Source organism: Lachnoclostridium sp. (assembly GCF_031997925.1).
Lineage (GTDB): Bacteria > Bacillota > Clostridia > Lachnospirales > Lachnospiraceae > Lachnoclostridium.
In genome coordinates this window covers 32,389-50,288 of the sequence record NZ_DAMADT010000001.1, presented here as the reverse complement: position 1 = coordinate 50,288, position 17,900 = coordinate 32,389, and the positions used below count along the sequence as shown (strand labels likewise).

General features: G+C 39.0%; 15 protein-coding genes. 11 read left to right on the top strand and 4 right to left on the bottom strand.

Annotated features, from left to right (window positions below; genetic code table 11):
- Positions 1 to 33: 33 nt before the first annotated feature.
- From RTP52_RS00225 to RTP52_RS00215, 3 genes are all read right to left on the bottom strand, one after another.
- Positions 34 to 975, bottom strand: coding sequence for a sugar-binding transcriptional regulator (locus tag RTP52_RS00225; protein ID WP_312101990.1), 942 nt, complete (start codon positions 973 to 975; stop codon positions 34 to 36).
- A 141-nt stretch (positions 976 to 1,116) separates the two neighbouring features.
- Positions 1,117 to 2,148, bottom strand: a complete 1,032-nt coding sequence (locus tag RTP52_RS00220) for a zinc-dependent alcohol dehydrogenase (RefSeq protein WP_312101988.1) — start codon at positions 2,146 to 2,148, stop codon at positions 1,117 to 1,119.
- Positions 2,149 to 2,172: 24 nt separating this feature from the next.
- On the bottom strand, positions 2,173 to 2,976 hold the full coding sequence (locus RTP52_RS00215; RefSeq protein WP_312101986.1) for a class I fructose-bisphosphate aldolase: 804 nt from the start codon (positions 2,974 to 2,976) through the stop codon (positions 2,173 to 2,175).
- 258 nt (positions 2,977 to 3,234) lie between these two features.
- On the opposite strand from RTP52_RS00215, the gene RTP52_RS00210 reads away from it, so the two are divergent.
- Both RTP52_RS00210 and RTP52_RS00205 read left to right on the top strand, forming a co-directional pair.
- Positions 3,235 to 4,437 carry an iron-containing alcohol dehydrogenase gene (locus tag RTP52_RS00210; protein ID WP_312101983.1) on the top strand — a complete coding sequence of 401 codons (1,203 nt, stop codon included), beginning with the start codon at positions 3,235 to 3,237 and terminating at the stop codon, positions 4,435 to 4,437.
- Positions 4,438 to 4,532: 95 nt separating this feature from the next.
- A complete protein-coding gene (locus RTP52_RS00205; protein ID WP_312101980.1) occupies positions 4,533 to 5,051 on the top strand; it encodes a QueT transporter family protein in 519 nt (172 codons plus the stop codon).
- A gap of 177 nt (positions 5,052 to 5,228) precedes the next feature.
- On the opposite strand, the gene asnS is transcribed toward RTP52_RS00205, so the two are convergent.
- On the bottom strand, positions 5,229 to 6,620 hold the full coding sequence (gene asnS, locus RTP52_RS00200; RefSeq protein WP_312101977.1) for an asparagine--tRNA ligase: 1,392 nt from the start codon (positions 6,618 to 6,620) through the stop codon (positions 5,229 to 5,231).
- A 666-nt stretch (positions 6,621 to 7,286) separates the two neighbouring features.
- On the opposite strand from asnS, the gene RTP52_RS00195 reads away from it, so the two are divergent.
- The 9 genes from RTP52_RS00195 (at position 7,287) to RTP52_RS00155 (ending at position 17,754) form a co-directional block, all read left to right on the top strand.
- Positions 7,287 to 8,153: a DegV family protein gene (locus RTP52_RS00195; RefSeq protein WP_312101974.1), complete on the top strand. Its 867-nt coding sequence runs from the start codon at positions 7,287 to 7,289 to the stop codon at positions 8,151 to 8,153.
- Between the two features lie 104 nt (positions 8,154 to 8,257).
- Positions 8,258 to 8,500, top strand: coding sequence for a (2Fe-2S) ferredoxin domain-containing protein (locus RTP52_RS00190; protein WP_312101971.1), 243 nt, complete (start codon positions 8,258 to 8,260; stop codon positions 8,498 to 8,500).
- Complete coding sequence (locus RTP52_RS00185) at positions 8,500 to 10,230, top strand: [Fe-Fe] hydrogenase large subunit C-terminal domain-containing protein (protein WP_312101968.1); 1,731 nt, start codon at positions 8,500 to 8,502, stop codon at positions 10,228 to 10,230. The genes RTP52_RS00190 and RTP52_RS00185 overlap by 1 nt, the downstream gene beginning before the upstream one ends.
- Positions 10,231 to 10,277: 47 nt before the next feature.
- A complete protein-coding gene (locus RTP52_RS00180; protein WP_312368496.1) occupies positions 10,278 to 11,450 on the top strand; it encodes a SpoIIE family protein phosphatase in 1,173 nt (390 codons plus the stop codon).
- A 46-nt stretch (positions 11,451 to 11,496) separates the two neighbouring features.
- Positions 11,497 to 12,951 carry a 4Fe-4S dicluster domain-containing protein gene (locus RTP52_RS00175; protein WP_312101217.1) on the top strand — a complete coding sequence of 485 codons (1,455 nt, stop codon included), beginning with the start codon at positions 11,497 to 11,499 and terminating at the stop codon, positions 12,949 to 12,951.
- A 436-nt stretch (positions 12,952 to 13,387) separates the two neighbouring features.
- Positions 13,388 to 13,873: an NADH-quinone oxidoreductase subunit NuoE family protein gene (locus tag RTP52_RS00170; RefSeq protein ID WP_312101215.1), complete on the top strand. Its 486-nt coding sequence runs from the start codon at positions 13,388 to 13,390 to the stop codon at positions 13,871 to 13,873.
- Positions 13,867 to 15,753, top strand: coding sequence for an NADH-quinone oxidoreductase subunit NuoF (locus RTP52_RS00165; protein ID WP_312101213.1), 1,887 nt, complete (start codon positions 13,867 to 13,869; stop codon positions 15,751 to 15,753). The genes RTP52_RS00170 and RTP52_RS00165 overlap by 7 nt, the downstream gene beginning before the upstream one ends.
- A 17-nt stretch (positions 15,754 to 15,770) precedes the next feature.
- Entirely contained in the window at positions 15,771 to 17,474 is a 1,704-nt protein-coding gene (locus RTP52_RS00160) for a [FeFe] hydrogenase, group A (RefSeq protein ID WP_312101210.1), read from the top strand.
- A 22-nt stretch (positions 17,475 to 17,496) separates the two neighbouring features.
- On the top strand, positions 17,497 to 17,754 hold the full coding sequence (locus RTP52_RS00155; protein WP_312101207.1) for a (2Fe-2S) ferredoxin domain-containing protein: 258 nt from the start codon (positions 17,497 to 17,499) through the stop codon (positions 17,752 to 17,754).
- Positions 17,755 to 17,900 lie beyond the last annotated feature (146 nt).

Here is a 17,900-nt window from a genome sequence, read left to right as displayed (position 1 = left end):
AAAGGGGTTCCTATGACTAGCTGTTAACCATGACTACGATTTCTTCTCCAGAATTTTTGCTGTTTCCAGATCTGTGACCAACACGTTTATGTATCCGCCCTTTAATGCAGCATAAATCGCATCCGCCTTAACTGGTAAACCTGCTATACCGATCCTGACCGGTATATTTAAGTAATCTTCCAAAGTGATTGCAATGATTCTGTTGCGGAAGGTAGGAACAACAGGCCTGCCCAATGCATCAAAGAAATGTGTACTGACCTCTCCTGTTATATTATCAAGTTCCGCCTTTTTAATTGCGTAAAGAGGTGAGAGATGTTCCACCTGACTGCTGGATGTCCCGATTCCAACAATTGCAACATTGCAGTTTTTTACCACATGATAGGCATCCCTAAAAAATGGTTCCTTTATGATGGATTTTTGTAGCTCACTATCCTGAACTAATACTGGTGCATAGAGCTTTGTGGCCTTCGCCTGCAATTTTGCTGCAAAGTGATGGACAATGTCATCTACCGCAATATTTTCCCTATCATTATTTTCACTTCCCAATAGTTGTGTTACTGTCAGATTTTCCCGCTGTAGCAAAGGCATATGTTCTACTAATGCCGCTGTTGCACGTCCTCTGGAGAACCCAATAATATCACCGTCTTTGATAAATTTTCCTATATATCTGCCTGCTGCGATTCCTAAATCCTCATGGATATTCTTCTCAATCAGATTATTAATCACATAAACACCCTTTAAATTAAACTTCTTCTCTAGGCTTGTCTCAATGTCCATATAATTTTCATTAATATTAACAACCTGGATTTGAACGATCCCAAGTTCAATACATTCTGCCAGAATACGGTTGACCCGTTGCCTGGACATGGACATTTTTTTTGCAATTTCCTCCTGCGTAAAGCCTGCCTTATGATAATAGTAAGCAATTCTTGTGTAGTCATTGATTAGTTCTTCTGTCATGTTTTGTTTTTGCATAGTTCATACCCTCCCTTTTCTAGTAAATTCTTTAGGCTAGGTACATTTTATGCAATTTAGGATATTTTATCAATCTCTTTCTTATTTTGTCGTTTCTCCTTCTGCCAGTACCTTTTTATATGCAATTACCGCAGCTCAGCATTAGAATTTTACAATAATACGGTAGGTGGAAGGATCGATTGCTTTCTGGAATGCCTCATCAATTTTATCAAATGGCACTCTTGCAGAGATTAATTCTGATACGTCTATGATTCCGTTTGAGAGCAGTCTGGACGATATCAAGAAATCTTTTGTCTGAGGATTAACTGAACCCGTAATAATCTGTTCTGTGGAATGCACCTTATTCGGGCTGATCTCGATTGGTTTATCAGGATGGAAGGAGGAATAGAATACAGTCCTTCCCACTTTTCCTGTCATTTTAACCGCATCCGACCCAATTTCCGGAATTGCCACTGTACAGAAGACTACATCAGCCCCGCGCCCATCCGTCAATTCCTTTACCTTTGAAATAGCATCCTCATTCTTGGAATTAATAACAATATCCGCTCCCATCTTCTTTGCTACTTCCAATCTGGCATCATCCACTTCACAAGCAATAACGCGCGCGCCGCGTAGCTTAGCGAGTTGTATATGTAGGGCTCCCATGATACCGACACCGATTACCACAACATCATCCCCAAGCTGTACGTCACCGTTTTGGATACTGTGAACACAGCATGCAAGTGGCTCCGTAAGGGCAGCATACTCAAGATTCATGTCATCAGCCATTTTATATATATTTTTGGCCTCGACCATCATATACTCTGATAGTCCTCCTGGACCTCCAATTCCCTCGTGGGTCTCGGCAATAAAAGATAAAACACACTGATTTTCATGACCATTTCGGCAATAATAGCACTCCCCGCAGGAGGTTAAAAGCCGTATACTAACTTTATCCCCCGAAGCCACTGACTTCACACCTTCACCGACAGCTTCTACAATGCCGGCGACTTCATGACCACCTGCAAAAGGATAGCGGTTCATAACTCCGGTATAAAATCTTTGCTCAAGTGTACAAATTGCGCAAGAATCAACCTTAACCAATACCTGCTTTCTACCCGGTTGCTTTTTTTCTAACTCTCTGATTTCCACTTTATTCTTGTCCGTCAGAACACCCACTTTATATGTACTCATTTTAACTCCTCACTTTCTCTATTCCTAAACTGTTTTACTATGAATTTCTTTTAAAGCCGCATCAACGCTACAATCCTCATGAATAAGTTTTGCAATCGCAGATGCATATCTTGCAGGATTCTCATGTCCCCATATATTACGTCCCATTGCAATTCCGGCAGCCCCAGCTTCTAGCGCATTTTTAATTTCCTGCAGTAACTGCTCTTCTGGTACTTTCTTGGATCCTCCAAGAATTACTACTGGCGCATATACACTCTCCGTCAATCTATGGAAGCTATCCTGATCGCCCGTATACTCTGTTTTTATGATATCTGCTCCGAGTTCTACACTTTGCCTGCATGCAAAGGTAATATTCTCCGGTGTCCTCGAATCCTCTGCCTTCTCAAAGCCTCTTGGAAGTGCTTCCGCCGTTACTGGAAGGCCCCATTTATGGCAGTCCATAACCACTCTGGAAAGATTGCTTAAAACTTCATTTTCAAATTTTGATCCAGGGAATCCCATGGTAATAACGGAATCTGCTCCAAGCCTCAGCGCATCCTCCGCCGTTGCAACAATCTGCATTGCCTTAGAATGATCCCCTAAAAAGGAAACACCCCCGTCAATTCTTAAAATAATTCCTTTTCCTAAAAAGGATTCTGCAAATTTATCCGCCATGCCCACTGTAGCCAAAAATGCATCTGCGCCTGCAGAAGCGATATCTCTGATTAAATTCTTAGGATCTTTCATTGCAGGAAGTACATTAAAATTAGCTCCGTGATCCATTGCCATAATAAAAGTCTTTCCGTCCGGTTGTATAATGTGGTTCATTCTCTGTGTTACATTTGCCATAAATTTTCTCCTTTCAATATCGAAATTTATTTGATCTCATCGTTACATTTGTAATGCATTAATACTTTTGTAACCATCACAGGCAAAGCATAACACTATTTGACAATTGCGTCAATTATTTTCTTATTTATTATTTATTTTTATGTATTTTTCACAAATAACAGTTACTCTTTTTATTACATTTTCTCATGTTGACGACATATGTAATAGATGTTACGATAACGGTATAGCCATATTTATTGTGAAAGGAGCAAAAAAGTGCAGCAGACATTTTCTATATTATCAACCCCTAAATTTATTACGGGTAGGGGCTCAATTTCATTTTTAACATCTCTCGGTAAAAAGAGAATAGGTATTATCCGGGGAGGACGTAGTTATAATGACAACCTAAAAGAAAAAATTGAGATGCTTGCAGCAGAATCTGGAGCTAAAATCCAGTATCTTGCAGAAATCAGAAATGAGCCCTTCATTGACGATATCTTCAAGTGCATGGATGAAGTACGCTCGTTTGAACCCGATATGATACTGGCAATCGGTGGCGGAAGTGTATTGGATACGGCAAAGGCGATACATCTTTTTTATGAGAATCCCGACATGAAATTTGAAGATGCCCTAATTCCCTTTACTCTTCCCAAATTGGGTAAAAAAGCTGTACACGTCAGTGTTCCCACGACAAGCGGTACTGGTTCGGAGACAACTTCTGTCGCCGTCTTTATAGATCCGCTTACACAGGTAAAGAAATTATTATTGGATAATAATCTGATTCCCCATTACGCAGTACTGGATGCCGATTTGACTGAATCTCTCCCCGATTCCATTCGGATAGCAACAGCCATGGATGCGCTGACTCATGCTATTGAAGCAAGTACTGCTGTAAATGCCTCAGTGATGACAAGAGCCATCGCATTAGAGTCATCACTGGATATCTTAGAAAATCTTTCAGACTCACTGAACAACTGCCAGAATGCGAACGTTCAAGCTCTCTCTCGGGAGAAGATACATATTGCTTCCGCCATGGCCGGAGTAGCCATTACTAATTCCTGCACAGGCCTCGCACATTCCTACGATCATCCTGGTCCAGCTTTTTCAAAAGCCCACGGAACAGTCTGCGGCTTGATGCTTCCTTATACCATGGGACTTTGCGGCGCACAACCATCCTATGCCACCCTTGCAACACGGCTCGGCTATCAAGGTAACAAGAAAGAACTGTCTCAACATTTGATAGAGCATTTGTTTCGATTAAGGGAATCCTTATCTTTGGAACTTACATTTGAAGAAATGGGAATCGATAGAAAAGAGTACTTTAACAGAGTGGAAACTTGGTCAAAAGTTTCTTTAGATGCAATGGCGACTGTTGTATCACCTGCAGAAATGACAATTGAAAGGGGCATAGAATTATATGATTCCTGCTATTACGGCAAACGACCAGACTTGACAAGTCCCATTTTCATGTTATACTAATTAAGTCGCAAGTCCTTATAAATCAAGGCTTTGCCAAATCTTACAGCGTCAGTTCGAGACCTTCCTGACGTAAAACAAAACTAAAGGAGATTATTATGAAAGATAAAACACTTTATTTCTTGCTGCATTCTGCGATGATTGCGGCTATTTATGTTGTATTGGTTATCCTATTTCAACCAATCAGCGTTTCTTATATTCAAGTACGTTTTGCAGAAGCCCTAACTATCCTTCCATTCTTTACTCCGGCAGCAATTCCGGGAGTTACGATTGGATGTTTGCTTGGTAATGTTATTGCGGGATGCGATATGCTTGATATTGTCTTCGGAACACTTGCCACCTTACTAGGTGCTATCGGTTCTTACTCCTTACGAAGATATAAGTTCCTTGTTCCGATTCCACCAATCATTGCTAACACGGTAATCATTCCTTGGGTTTTACGTTTTGCTTACGGCGAAGCTATGTCCATCCCTTTCATGATGTTAACCGTTGGTATTGGTGAAATAATCTCTTGTGGAGTTATAGGCATTATATTATTATATTGCTTAAAACCGTATAAAAAGATTTTTTATATTCCTGGTTTTGCAAAATCCAAAGATAAATATGACATTGTATAATAGAATAAAAAATCCCTCTCGGTTAAGGTCTTCGAGAGGGATTTTTAGATTTACATATGTAATAATTTCATCAATTCTTGAAAAATCCAATCAGATATAACGTTTCGATTGGAGTGCGCCCATGCTGGGCGCACTTAATATACGTACCACCTCTGCAAGCAGAGGTGGTACAATTTCTTATAAATCGCAGTTATTAACGGTTCTTGGGAATGGAATAACGTCACGAATGTTACCCATACCTGTTAGGTACATTACACAACGCTCAAAACCAAGTCCAAATCCTGCGTGTCTTGCAGAGCCATACTTTCTTAAGTCAAGATAGAAATCATAATCATCTTCGTTTAAGTTGCTTTCCTTCATCTTTGCAACTAACTTATCATAATCATCCTCTCTCTGACTTCCTCCGATAATTTCACCGATGCCAGGAACTAAAAGATCCATCGCTGCAACTGTTTTATTATCTTCATTTAATTTCATATAAAATGCTTTGATTTCCTTTGGATAGTCAGTAACAAAAACAGGCTTTTTAAATATCTGTTCTGTTAAAAAGCGCTCATGCTCTGTCTGTAAGTCACATCCCCAAGAAACCTTGTATTCAAACTTATCGTTATTCTTCTCTAAGATTTCAATTGCCTCAGTATATGTTACACGTCCAAAATCTGAACTAGCAACGTGTTGTAATCTCTCAAGTAAACCTTTATCTACAAATGAGTTAAAGAAGTCCATCTCTTCTGGTGCATGCTCTAGTACATATTTAATTACATATTTAAGCATAGACTCTGCTAAAATCATATCATCCTTTAAATCTGCAAATGCGATTTCAGGCTCGATCATCCAGAATTCTGCAGCATGTCTTGTAGTATTCGAATTTTCTGCACGGAAGGTTGGTCCGAAGGTATAGATGTTTTTAAATGCCATCGCATAAGTCTCACCATTTAACTGTCCACTAACCGTTAAGTTGGTTGGCTTATTAAAGAAATCCTGATCAAAGTCCACATTACCCTCTTTTGTCTTTGGAATGTTGTTTAAATCAAGAGTAGTTACCTGGAACATCTCTCCAGCGCCCTCGCAGTCACTTCCAGTGATTAATGGTGTATGAACATAAACGAAATCTCTCTCTTGGAAGAACTTATGAATTGCATAAGCAACTAAAGAACGAACACGAAATACCGCTTGGAAGGTATTTGTTCTTGGACGAAGATGTGTCATTGTTCTTAAGAATTCTAAGGAGTGTCTTTTCTTTTGAAGTGGGTAATCGGAAGTAGAAGCTCCCTCTAAAAGTACCTCCTCTGCTTGAATTTCAAATGGTTGTTTTGCATCTGGAGTAGCAACAAGCGTACCAGTTACAACAACTGCAGAACCTACATTGAATTTAGAGATTTCTGTGAAATTGCTTAGCTCGTCTGTATAAACAATCTGTAATGTTTCAAAAAAGGTGCCATCGCTCATTACGATAAAGCCAAAGGTCTTTGTGTCTCTAACACTACGCACCCAGCCACCGACTGTTATTTTCTTTCCTAGATATTGTTCCTTGTTACGAAACAGTTCTCTTACTTGTACAAGTTCCATCCCTATTTCTCCTTTCCTATATCCCATTCTTTTTTCTTTCTTTTCACTCCACTAATATCCCCTTATTCTGCTTAACAACTTCTCTGTTTATACAAATGTAAGGTTAGACTCTTGTGCTACCTGCAATTTCCGTTTTCTTTATTCTTAACAAGTGAGGTATCAAAATAAACCTCCCTTGTTCTATTTTTTGGCAATAACCAATATCTTGTTTTTAAGAAAGCGTGTCTTATTTGCCTGTAAGACTTAAGCATAAGACTTTTCCTTTGATTCAGTGGTTGAAATGTTCTTTTCAAAGATAGCTCTATTATAGTATGATAACCCTCACGATTTCAATAGCTGGGTAGCAAAATACTTCTTTATTTTGTATATTTTTCAATGGATTTAAACAACTTTTCTTTAAAAAAGGTAAAACAGGATTATTTCTCCACTGATTTATTAGGGAAAATACAATGATTTTCATTGTCTCTATTATCATTTATCTATCATTTATAAGATAACCGATTTCGCAATGTTTTAAAATATTTATTAAATTTTAAAATCTTTATAAATAATAAAATTCTCTTCTTTCAAATTTCGACATTTTCCGATATAATTGAGCAAGACTTATACATTGAAAAGCACTCTTCACGAACTTTTCCTTGTCATGAATAAATGAATGAGGTATGGATGAATCCATCGCATAGAAAGGAAATCATGATTAGAATAATTTCAGACACATCTACTCTATACTCCGTAAGTGAGGCAGAAGAAAAAGGAATCTATGTTTCTCCTTTAGCAGTAACTATTAATGACACTACCTATGAAGAGTTTAATGACATACAAACGGAGGAATTTGTTGACTTGATTCATCAAGGTTACATTCCTCTATCCTCACAGCCTGCAATAGGCAGAGTTGTAGACCTATATAATCGATTTCCAGAAGATGAGATTCTAAATATTACGATGGCGGATGGATTATCAGGAACTTATCAATCTGCTGTACTAGCGAAAGACATGGTCGAAAACAGCGAACGAATTACTGTGCTAAATTCAAAAACACTGTGTGGACCACATAGAACGCTTGTTGAGCATGCAAAACGTCTGGCAGATCATAATCACACAGTATCAGAAATCGTATCTAAATTAGAAAAGATGATTGCAAGTTCTCGTTCCTTCCTAATACCACAAGATTTTGATTATCTTAGAAGGGGTGGTAGATTAAGTCACTTTGCAGCTTTCGTTGGCAAAACAATTCATCTTGTTCCTGTTATGACTTTAACAAAGGATTGCAAGCAACTATGTAACTTTACAATAAAACGTAATTTTAAAAAAGCCATTCATGAAATAATTCAAAGTCTGGAAGAAGATAAGGTAGGAGAACATCATAAACTTTATGTTTCCCATTCTCTTGCGGAATCGCTTGCTAATACAGCTAGTGAATTATTAAAGGCGGCTTTCCCTCATTCTGATGTAATCATCTATAAATTAAGCCCAGCTTTTACTACGCAGGGTGGACCAGGATGCATTGCAATTCAATCACTTAGCATGGAATAAAAACCATGCTAAGCTTTTTAAGAAATCTTGTATCCCTTAGTGAGAAGTGCTATAATAACCTTATCTTTGTTAAATTTTTAGCAATTGCTATAAGGAGGTACGGTATGGTAGTTACAATATGTGTAGGGAGCTCCTGTCATTTAAAAGGCTCCAGAGAAATAATAACGAGACTGGAAACCTTAATTTCGGAGTACAAACTGAAAAGTAAAGTCGAACTAAATGGTGCGTTTTGTATGGGGCAATGCGTAAAAGGCGTTTGTGTGAAGCTAGATGGTGAACCATTTTCACTGACTCCAATGGATACGGATAGTTTCTTTCACGGAGAGATTTTAAGGAGACTTACATAATGAATGTGATTGGATTTAAAGAAGCAAAGTGCAAAAACTGTTATAAGTGTGTGCGTAACTGTGATGTGAAAGCCATCACTGTTAAGGATGCACAGGCTTATATTATGAATGATAAATGCATCCTGTGTGGACACTGTCTTGAAGTTTGTCCACAGAATGCAAAAACCTTAATCAGTGATTTAGAACGCGTAAAAGGATATCTAAAAGAAGGATGCCAAACGGTCGTTTCCCTTGCACCTGCCTATCTGGGAGTATTAAAATATAACACTCCTGGACAGGTAATCAGCGCTTTATTAAAGTTAGGTTTCACCGCAGTCAGAGAAACTGCGGAAGGTGCTGCTTATGTCACGAGGGAATATGATAAATTAATTGCAGCAGGGGAGATGGATAATATCATCACTACCTGCTGTCCTAGTCTGAATGACCTCGTAGAAATTTACTATCCATCCCTAACGAAATATTTAGCACCGGTTGTATCTCCTATGATAGCTCACGGTAAAATTATACGAGAACAATACGGCCCTAATGTGAAGGTTGTTTTCCTTGGTCCTTGCATCTCGAAAAAAAGAGAAGCAGAAAGTGACCCAAGAACAATTGGTATTGTCGATGCTGTCATTAACTTTAAAGAGCTAGAAGAATGGTTATCCGAGGAAGGAATTGATATCTTTACACAGCCAGATACCCCTCCAGATAATCCAAATCCACTTGTAAACCGCCTATATCCGATTAGTAGCGGTGTTCTCTCCTCTGTCGTAGCTTCCAAAAATACGTCGGACCATTATCGGAAATTTTATGTTCATGGTATCAATAACTGCATTGACTTACTGGAAAGTATGAACCGTGGTGAAATAACTGGTTGTTTTATCGAGGCAAATATCTGTAATGGTGGCTGTATCAAAGGTCCTGCGATAGACCGTACCCGAATCTCACGATTTAAAGTGAAACTTGATATGGAAGAATCCATTCCTAAGGCGCCAATTAATGAGGAAGATTTTTTTATGAAATCTCCAATTCATTTTGACAAGTTCTTTCTTGATCGATCCCCAAAGGATCCGGTGCCAAGGGAAAAAGAGGTTATGCAGATACTATCGAAAATTGGAAAAACAAAACCTGAGGATATGTTAAACTGTGGTGCTTGTGGTTATGCTACCTGCCGTGATAAAGCAATTGCTGTTTACCAAGGGAAGGCAGAGCTTAATATGTGTATTCCATATATGCACGAACGAGCGCAATCCATGGCTAACTTCGTTCTTGATACGACTCCAAATATAATTATTATCGTGGATGCAGAGATGAAAATCATGGAATTTTCTGCCGCTGCTGAAAAATATTTTAATACTCCTCGCTCTGTAGCAAAGGAAATGTATCTCTATGAATTCATCGATCACGGAAATTTTCAGACAGTACTAGAGACACAAAAAAATATCATTGGTAAGAGAGTCCTCTACGAAGACAGAAATCTAGCAACGTTACAGACCATTGTATATTCCAAAGAACAAAACTGTGTACTTGGAATCTTTAATGATATATCACACCAAGAAGAACTCGATCGACAGGCTTATAAAGTGAAGGTGGAAACCATTGAAATGGCACAACGAGTTATTGATAAACAGATGAAGGTTGCACAGGAAATTGCAGGATTACTTGGTGAAACTACAGCAGAAACTAAAGTTACCCTAACCAAACTACGGGATACGATACTTAACGATGGGAAACCTTGTGATATTTAGAATATTGTACTGTTAAAATGCGCCAAGTCGCAGGAATTGGAGTTAAGATGAGTGTAACAATCGATGTCTCTTATAAGAGCCTCAATAAGAACAATGAAGAACTCTGCGGAGACAAAGTTGAGATTTTAAAAACCAAAGATTCAAATATAATCATACTGGCGGATGGAATGGGTAGCGGAGTAAAAGCAAATATCCTCGCTACTCTAACTTCAAAAATTCTTGGAACCATGTTTTTAAATGGTGCCGGGATTGAAGATTGTGTGCAAACAATTGTTAAGACCTTACCAGTATGTCAGGTTAGACAGGTGGCTTATTCTACATTTAGCATTCTTCAAATTTTCAAGTCTGGAGATGCTTATTTAGTAGAATTTGATAACCCTGCATGCGTATTTATTCGTGATGGTGCACTATTGACAGTGCCTTACAAAGAACGTATTATAGAGGGTAAGTGCATTCGTGAATACCGTTTTGAGGTTGCCTTAAATGATTGTTTTATTCTAATGAGCGATGGAGTAATTCATGCTGGCGTTGGAAAAGCCTTAAATTTTGGCTGGACCTGGAATAATATGGCAATGTACTCTGTACAGGCAACAAACTCAACTCTCTCTGCATCACGTTTGGCTTCTATCCTTAGTAAGGCCTGCGATGATTTGTATATGCAATCACCAGGCGATGATACTACAGTTGCGGTTGCCAGAGTCATAGACTCAAAACCAGTGCATTTATTCACCGGCCCCCCATTAAATCCGGTGGATGATAACACAGCGGTTTATGCATTTTTAGAAGGTACTGCTACACGAATCGTTAGTGGCGGTACTTCAGCAAATATCGTTGCTCGTGTACTAGATCGTCCGATACACACTTCCTTAAACTATACCGATCCAAATATGCCTCCGATAGGATATATTGACGGGATTGATTTAGTTACAGAAGGGGTATTAACACTGACACGTGCCCTAAAGCTTATGCGAGAATATGTAGAAAAAGAAGTAAATGAAGACTTCTTCTTAGAGTTAGATAAGGATAATGGCGGTTCTAAAATTGCCAAAATAATAATCGAAGAATGCACGGAGCTTCATCTTTTTGTTGGTCGTACCATGAACGAAGCTCATCAAAACCCTAGTCTTCCTTTTGACTTAAGTATTCGTATGAATCTAGTTACCCAGATTATTGATATCGTTCATAAGATGGGAAAGGAAGCTATTGTTAAGTACTATTAAATTGTTTTGACCGCGAAAATCGGTCTGGAAAGGTAAGGAACTACATATGTTACAAACAGATAATGACATCGGAACCATAAAACACGAGGTACTCTTTGAGGTTGCTAAGCTGGCATTTCAAAAAGAATTAGCAGAGAAGGAAGATATTCTTCCTTTTGAGATGATACCAGGACCACAAGCTAATTTTAGATGCTGTGTCTATAAAGAACGTGAAATCATCCGCCAAAGAATTCGTCTAGCGCAAGGAAAGTCCCCATCCTTAAGTCATGATAACAGCAACATCGTACAGGTCATCTCCTCTGCATGTGAAGAATGTCCTATTACACGATTTCTTGTAACAGACAATTGCCAGAAGTGTATGGGAAAACGCTGTCAAAAGGCTTGTAACTTTCAAGCGATCTCAATGTCTCACGACCGTGCTCACATCGATCCAGCAAAATGTAAAGAATGCGGAAAATGTGCGTCTGCCTGTCCATACAATGCAATCGCTGATTTAAAACGTCCATGTAAGAAAAGCTGCCCGGTTGATGCAATCTCTATGGATGAGAACAATATTGTAGTCATTGATGAAGAAAAATGTATCAATTGCGGACAATGCATTAATAACTGTCCATTTGGTGCCATCTCTGACCGCTCCTTTATGGTAGATGTTATTAACTTATTAAATACAGATAAGCCTGTTTATGCTATGGTCGCACCTGCTATTGAAGGTCAGTTTGGTGCCACTGCTTCTACCGGTGTAATGACAGAAGCATTAAAACAGTTAGGTTTTACCGGTATATACGAAGTTGCTCTTGGAGCAGATTTAGTTGCAGCTTCTGAAGCAGAAGAATGGGCAGAGGCCTATAAAGAAGGAATGAAAAAGACAACCTCATGCTGTCCTGCCTTTGTTAAGATGATTAAAAAACATTATCCTAGTTTAGTTGAACATATCTCCAGTACTATTTCACCTATGCAGGCAACTGCCAAATACATCAAGGCTATTCATGAAGATGCCATCACTGTCTTTGTTGGTCCATGTATTGCAAAGAAAGGCGAAGTACTCGATCATATCGCAGAAGGCGGAACTGATTATGCTCTAACCTTTGATGAATTATACGCTATGCTACGCGCGAAAGATATTAGCCTTGAGGCAATTAGTGATAACATACAGCATGGTAGTATTTTTGCTAAGAACTTTGCTGTAGCTGGTGGAGTAACTGCTTCTGTAGTGGAGGCCTTAAAGGAAAAAGGAATTGATGCTCCAATTACAGTAGCTGGTTGCAACGGAGCAGCGGAATGTAAAAAAGCGCTCACACTTTTAAAAGTCGGAAAATTCCCCGGGGATTTTATGGAAGGAATGTGCTGTGAAGGTGGTTGCATCAACGGACCTGGAAGTATCTTAACAGGAAGATTTGCAGCTCAAAATCGTGCGAAACTTCTAAGTACCGCAGATGATCGTAAGATTTATGATACGGTAGATTCTTGTCAGGATTTAAATATCCAGATGCATCGCCACTAGTTTGCTAGCTTCCATAATGCTTTACTAATTGGTCAATAAAAGTAGATTAAGTAATCATAATATAATAAAAGAGGCAAATATTATGCGTTAGAGAAGCGATGTGCTCTCATAACCATACCATTTGCCTCTTTGTTTTTCAATAAGCTCGTTATATTTTTATCATTATATGGATCACATAAGAATTCATATAAATTTATATATTACATATTATTTATAAGTATTTTTGTAAATTTTAAACATTTAATGTGCAATTGTACGAATTATAGTGCTAATTTTGAACTTTCAATTCCATAATTCTTCTTGTATTTGTTTAAAATCCATGATAATATATGTTCTAGTTGATAAATTTTTATCAATCTTTTATTCACCTATTGGAAATTAACCGACAGTAAGCTGTCGCTTTTCAAAAAGTATGGATTACGAAAGGAGCTACCTTATGTTAGGGCAAGACGAAAAAGGGCTCATTGATAACATCCTCACAGCCCATGACTATAATAAGTCACATGTAATAGCGATTATGCAAGAAGTACAGAAAGTATATCGTTATTTACCGGAGGAAGTACTTTGTTACATAGCAGAAAAACTAAAGTTAAGTGAAGCAAAAATCTATGGAGTTGCAACCTTTTATGAAAACTTCTCCTTAGAGCCAAAAGGGAAATACGTAATAAAAGTTTGTGATGGAACTGCCTGCCATGTTAGAAAATCCATCCCTATTTTGGAGGAATTCCGTAAAGTTCTTGGCGTTACCGATAAGAAGCCAACCACAGATGACATGATATTTACCGTGGAAACAGTATCCTGCCTTGGCGCATGCGGCTTAGCACCAGTATGTACGGTAAATGATGTCGTTCATGCTGCAATGACGCCAGAAAAAGCAAAAGCACTCATTGAACAGTTAAGAGAGGAGGCTCTCCAATGTTAATTAGAAACCGAGAAGAATTGGACGCGTTAAAAGTCCGCTACCAAAAGTCTCTTAAGAGCCAATACAAACAGATTCTTATCTGTGGTGGAACTGGCTGTGTTGCTGGTGGTTCCTTAAATATCTATGCCAGACTAAAAGAGCTTATCGAAGAGGGAGGGCTTAATGTTTCCGTATCCCTAAAAGATGAGCCTCATGAAGCTGTAGGATTAAAAAAGAGTGGATGCCATGGTTTTTGTGAGATGGGGCCTTTGCTTCGTATCGAACCTGCAGGAATTCTTTATATCAAGGTGAAAGTAGAAGATTGTGAAGAGATCGTAGAGCAAAGTATTCTAAACGATGAATTGGTAGAAAGACTTCTGTATAAGGATAGCGATGGTAATTCCTATAAAAAACAAGAAGATATACCTTTTTATAAGCAGCAAACGCGTGTTGCCCTAGAACACTGCGGACATATCAATGCAGAATCAATTAACGAATACATAGCCATGGGAGGGTATCAAGCAGTCGCAAAAGCTCTCTTTGATATGTCCTCGGAATCTATTGTAGATGAAATCTCCGATTCCTATCTACGAGGTCGCGGAGGCGGTGGATTCCCAACCGGAAGGAAATGGGCCCAGGTGCTTCGTCAAACCGAAGAAACCAAATACGTGGTTTGTAATGGTGATGAAGGTGACCCAGGTGCTTTCATGGACCGTAGTATGATGGAGGGTGATCCTCATCGAATGATAGAAGGTATGATCATCGCAGGTATTGCAACAAAAGCACATTATGGTTATATCTATGTTCGTGCAGAGTATCCACTTGCGGTACATCGTTTGGAAACAGCAATCGAACAAGCAACTAGCTTAGGATTACTTGGTAATAATATCTTAGGTTCTGGATTTTCCTTTGAATTAAAAATAAGCCAAGGAGCAGGTGCCTTTGTTTGTGGAGAAGGATCTGCTTTAACCGCATCCATCGAAGGTAACCGCGGTATGCCTAGAGTAAAGCCACCTAGAACGGTAGAAAAGGGATTATTTGAGAAGCCTACCGTATTAAATAACGTAGAAACCTTCTGTAATGTACCATCGATCATCTTAAAAGGTGCAGACTGGTATAAGACCTATGGTTTGGAGAAAAATCATGGAACAAAAGCATTTGCCTTAACAGGTAATGTAATGAATACCGGCTTAATTGAAGTACCAATGGGTACTACCCTTCGTAAAGTTATCTATGATATTGGCGGCGGTGTAAAGGGTGGTGAGTTTAAAGCGGTACAAATTGGTGGTCCATCTGGAGGTTGTCTTGTATTAAATGCTGATAACGACCATCTTGATATGCCACTTGACTTTGATTCCTTGAAAAAAGTAGGTGCAATGATAGGTTCCGGTGGTCTTGTTGTTATGAACGATAAGAGCTGTATGGTAGAAGTCGCTAGATTCTTCATGAACTTTACCCAGAACGAGTCCTGTGGAAAATGTGTACCATGCCGTGAAGGTACCAAACGAATGTTAGAACTTTTAACCGATATTGTTGAGGGAAGAGGTACACTCGAACATATTGATCTACTAGAAGAATTAGCCGAAACCATCTCTGCTACTGCACTTTGCGGCCTTGGTAAAACAGCTGCATCTCCTGTTGTTTCAACAATTAAGTACTTTAGAGACGAATACATTGCCCATGTCGTTGATAAAAAATGTCCTGCCGGTCAGTGTAAAGCATTAGTAACCTTAAAGATTGTCCCTGACCTTTGTAAAGGATGTACGAAGTGTGCTAGACTGTGCCCAGTCTCCGCAATATCCGGTGAGGTTAAGAAGCTACATCGTATCGATGCAAAGAAGTGTATCAAATGTGGAGCTTGTAAGGATAGCTGCAGCTTTAAAGCAATTATTGAGGAATAGGAGAAAGGAGAATAACGATGGCAAAATATATGATTATTGATGGCAACCGAGTGGAATTTAACGATGAGCCTAATATCCTTGCTTTAGTTCGTAAAGCAGGAATCGATCTTCCTACTTTCTGTTACTATTCTGATTTATCCATCTATGGTGCTTGCAGAATGTGTGTAGTAGAAGATCAATGGGGTGGCATTATTGCCTCCTGCTCTACTCCTCCAAAGGATAAGATGGAAGTTAAAACAAATACTCCGAAGCTACATCAACATAGAAAGATGATATTAGAGTTACTACTTGCTGCACATTGCAGAGACTGTACGGTTTGTGACAAAAACGGAAAATGTCGCCTTCAAGAGTTAGCTCACCGCTTTGGAATTAAGTCTGTCCGTTTTGAAAATAAGACGGAAGAAATGGAACTTGATACTTCCTCCGCCTCCATTATTCGTGACCCAGGGAAATGTATTCTCTGCGGAGACTGTGTTAGAATGTGTAACGAAATTCAGAATGTAGGAGCTATTGACTTTGCTCACCGCGGTGCTAAAATGATAGTAAGTCCTGCATTTAATAAAAAAATTGCAGAAACCAATTGTGTAAACTGTGGTCAATGTGCTGCCGTTTGTCCAACCGCTGCGATTACTGTAAAATCAGACTTAAAGGAAGTTTGGAAGGCTATCTACAACCCTAAGAAACGTGTTGTTGTCCAAGTTGCTCCTGCCGTTCGTGTAGCTCTTGGAGAAGAGTTCCATATGAAGGCCGGAGAAAATGTCATTGGAAAAATTGTGGCTGCACTTCGAAGATTAGGATTTGATGCGATATTTGATACCTCTGTTGGAGCTGACCTAACTATTATGGAGGAATCGAAGGAGCTATTAAAGAAGCTTGAATCCGGTGACAACAAATATCCACTCTTTACTTCTTGCTGCCCAGGCTGGATTCGCTACGCAGAAACGAAACATAAAGAGTTACTTCCGTACATTTCAACCTGCAAATCTCCAATGGAGATGTTTGGCGCTGTAATTAAAGAGCACTTTAAGGGACTTGATTCCACAGAAGGTGTTGAAACGGTTTCTGTAGCAATTATGCCATGTACCGCAAAGAAGTATGAAGCTTCCCGAGATGAGTTTAAACGAAATAACATCCCTGATGTAGACTACGTAATCACAACCATAGAACTCGTAAAGATGATTAAAGAAATCGGTATCCAGTTTGAAGAACTTGATCCAGAAGCTCCAGATATGCCATTCTCACTATACTCTGGTGCAGGTGTTATCTTCGGTGTGACTGGTGGTGTTACAGAAGCTGCTGTTCGCCGTGTTGTCGCTGATAAGAGCCCAAAATCATTAAAAGATATTGAATTCTTAGGTTTGCGTGGTATGGATGGAGTAAAGGTTTGTGAACTTCAGGTGGAAGAGGACTCGATTGTCCGCATCGGTGTTGTCAGTGGTTTAGCAAATGCAGAGGCTCTCATTGAAAAGATTGAAAGCGGGGAAGAACATTTTGACTTTGTTGAAGTAATGGCATGCCCTGGTGGTTGTATAGCTGGTGCTGGTCAGCCATTTAGTCACAAGGAAGAAAAAAATGCCCGTGCATCAGGTATGTACAAAGCGGATAAGGTTTCACAGATTAAGAGATGTGAAGAGAATCCTCTAATGCTCTCTTTGTACAACGGTCTATTAAAGCACCGTACTCACGAATTGCTACACGTATCCTATCGAAAGGAAGATTAATCTTCCAGAAATGAGGTCACCTATGCTGATTAACATTTGTATTGGCAGTGCCTGCCATTTAAAAGGTTCCTACAACGTAATAACCGAAATACAGCAACTCATGGAAGAAGACAGCTATGGCTCGCAGATTGAATTAAAGTCCGTGTTTTGTCTTGGCCATTGTCAGTCCGGCGTTTCTGTCCAGATTGATGATGAACCTACTATTTACAGTGTAACTAAGGAGTCTGTCAAGGATTTCTACTATAATACTGTTATCCCTAAGTTAAAGGGAGAACTTTAATTAGAGTTGTTTTCAGGAAATGGCATAGCTTACAGCTATGCCATTTCCTCATTTTTTTATATGCTATTTGTGAAGATATATCTTTACTCATATTTCTCAAGAAATTTTTCAATAAATGCATATGATTTGGGTGCATTTTTTTTTGT

What these genes read in the sequence shown, in the direction of transcription:
- RTP52_RS00160 (WP_312101210.1), top strand. Translation starts at nt 15,771, where the DNA reads ATGGCAAAATATATGATTATTGATGGCAACCGAGTGGAATTTAACGAT.
- asnS (WP_312101977.1), bottom strand. Translation starts at nt 6,620, where the DNA reads ATGGAACTTGTACAAGTAAGAGAACTGTTTCGTAACAAGGAACAATAT.
- RTP52_RS00225 (WP_312101990.1), bottom strand. Translation starts at nt 975, where the DNA reads ATGCAAAAACAAAACATGACAGAAGAACTAATCAATGACTACACAAGA.
- RTP52_RS00165 (WP_312101213.1), top strand. Translation starts at nt 13,867, where the DNA reads ATGTTAATTAGAAACCGAGAAGAATTGGACGCGTTAAAAGTCCGCTAC.
- RTP52_RS00185 (WP_312101968.1), top strand. Translation starts at nt 8,500, where the DNA reads ATGAATGTGATTGGATTTAAAGAAGCAAAGTGCAAAAACTGTTATAAG.
- RTP52_RS00170 (WP_312101215.1), top strand. Translation starts at nt 13,388, where the DNA reads ATGTTAGGGCAAGACGAAAAAGGGCTCATTGATAACATCCTCACAGCC.
- RTP52_RS00195 (WP_312101974.1), top strand. Translation starts at nt 7,287, where the DNA reads ATGAATCCATCGCATAGAAAGGAAATCATGATTAGAATAATTTCAGAC.
- RTP52_RS00190 (WP_312101971.1), top strand. Translation starts at nt 8,258, where the DNA reads ATGGTAGTTACAATATGTGTAGGGAGCTCCTGTCATTTAAAAGGCTCC.
- RTP52_RS00155 (WP_312101207.1), top strand. Translation starts at nt 17,497, where the DNA reads ATGCTGATTAACATTTGTATTGGCAGTGCCTGCCATTTAAAAGGTTCC.
- RTP52_RS00205 (WP_312101980.1), top strand. Translation starts at nt 4,533, where the DNA reads ATGAAAGATAAAACACTTTATTTCTTGCTGCATTCTGCGATGATTGCG.
- RTP52_RS00180 (WP_312368496.1), top strand. Translation starts at nt 10,278, where the DNA reads ATGAGTGTAACAATCGATGTCTCTTATAAGAGCCTCAATAAGAACAAT.
- RTP52_RS00175 (WP_312101217.1), top strand. Translation starts at nt 11,497, where the DNA reads ATGTTACAAACAGATAATGACATCGGAACCATAAAACACGAGGTACTC.
- RTP52_RS00220 (WP_312101988.1), bottom strand. Translation starts at nt 2,148, where the DNA reads ATGAGTACATATAAAGTGGGTGTTCTGACGGACAAGAATAAAGTGGAA.
- RTP52_RS00215 (WP_312101986.1), bottom strand. Translation starts at nt 2,976, where the DNA reads ATGGCAAATGTAACACAGAGAATGAACCACATTATACAACCGGACGGA.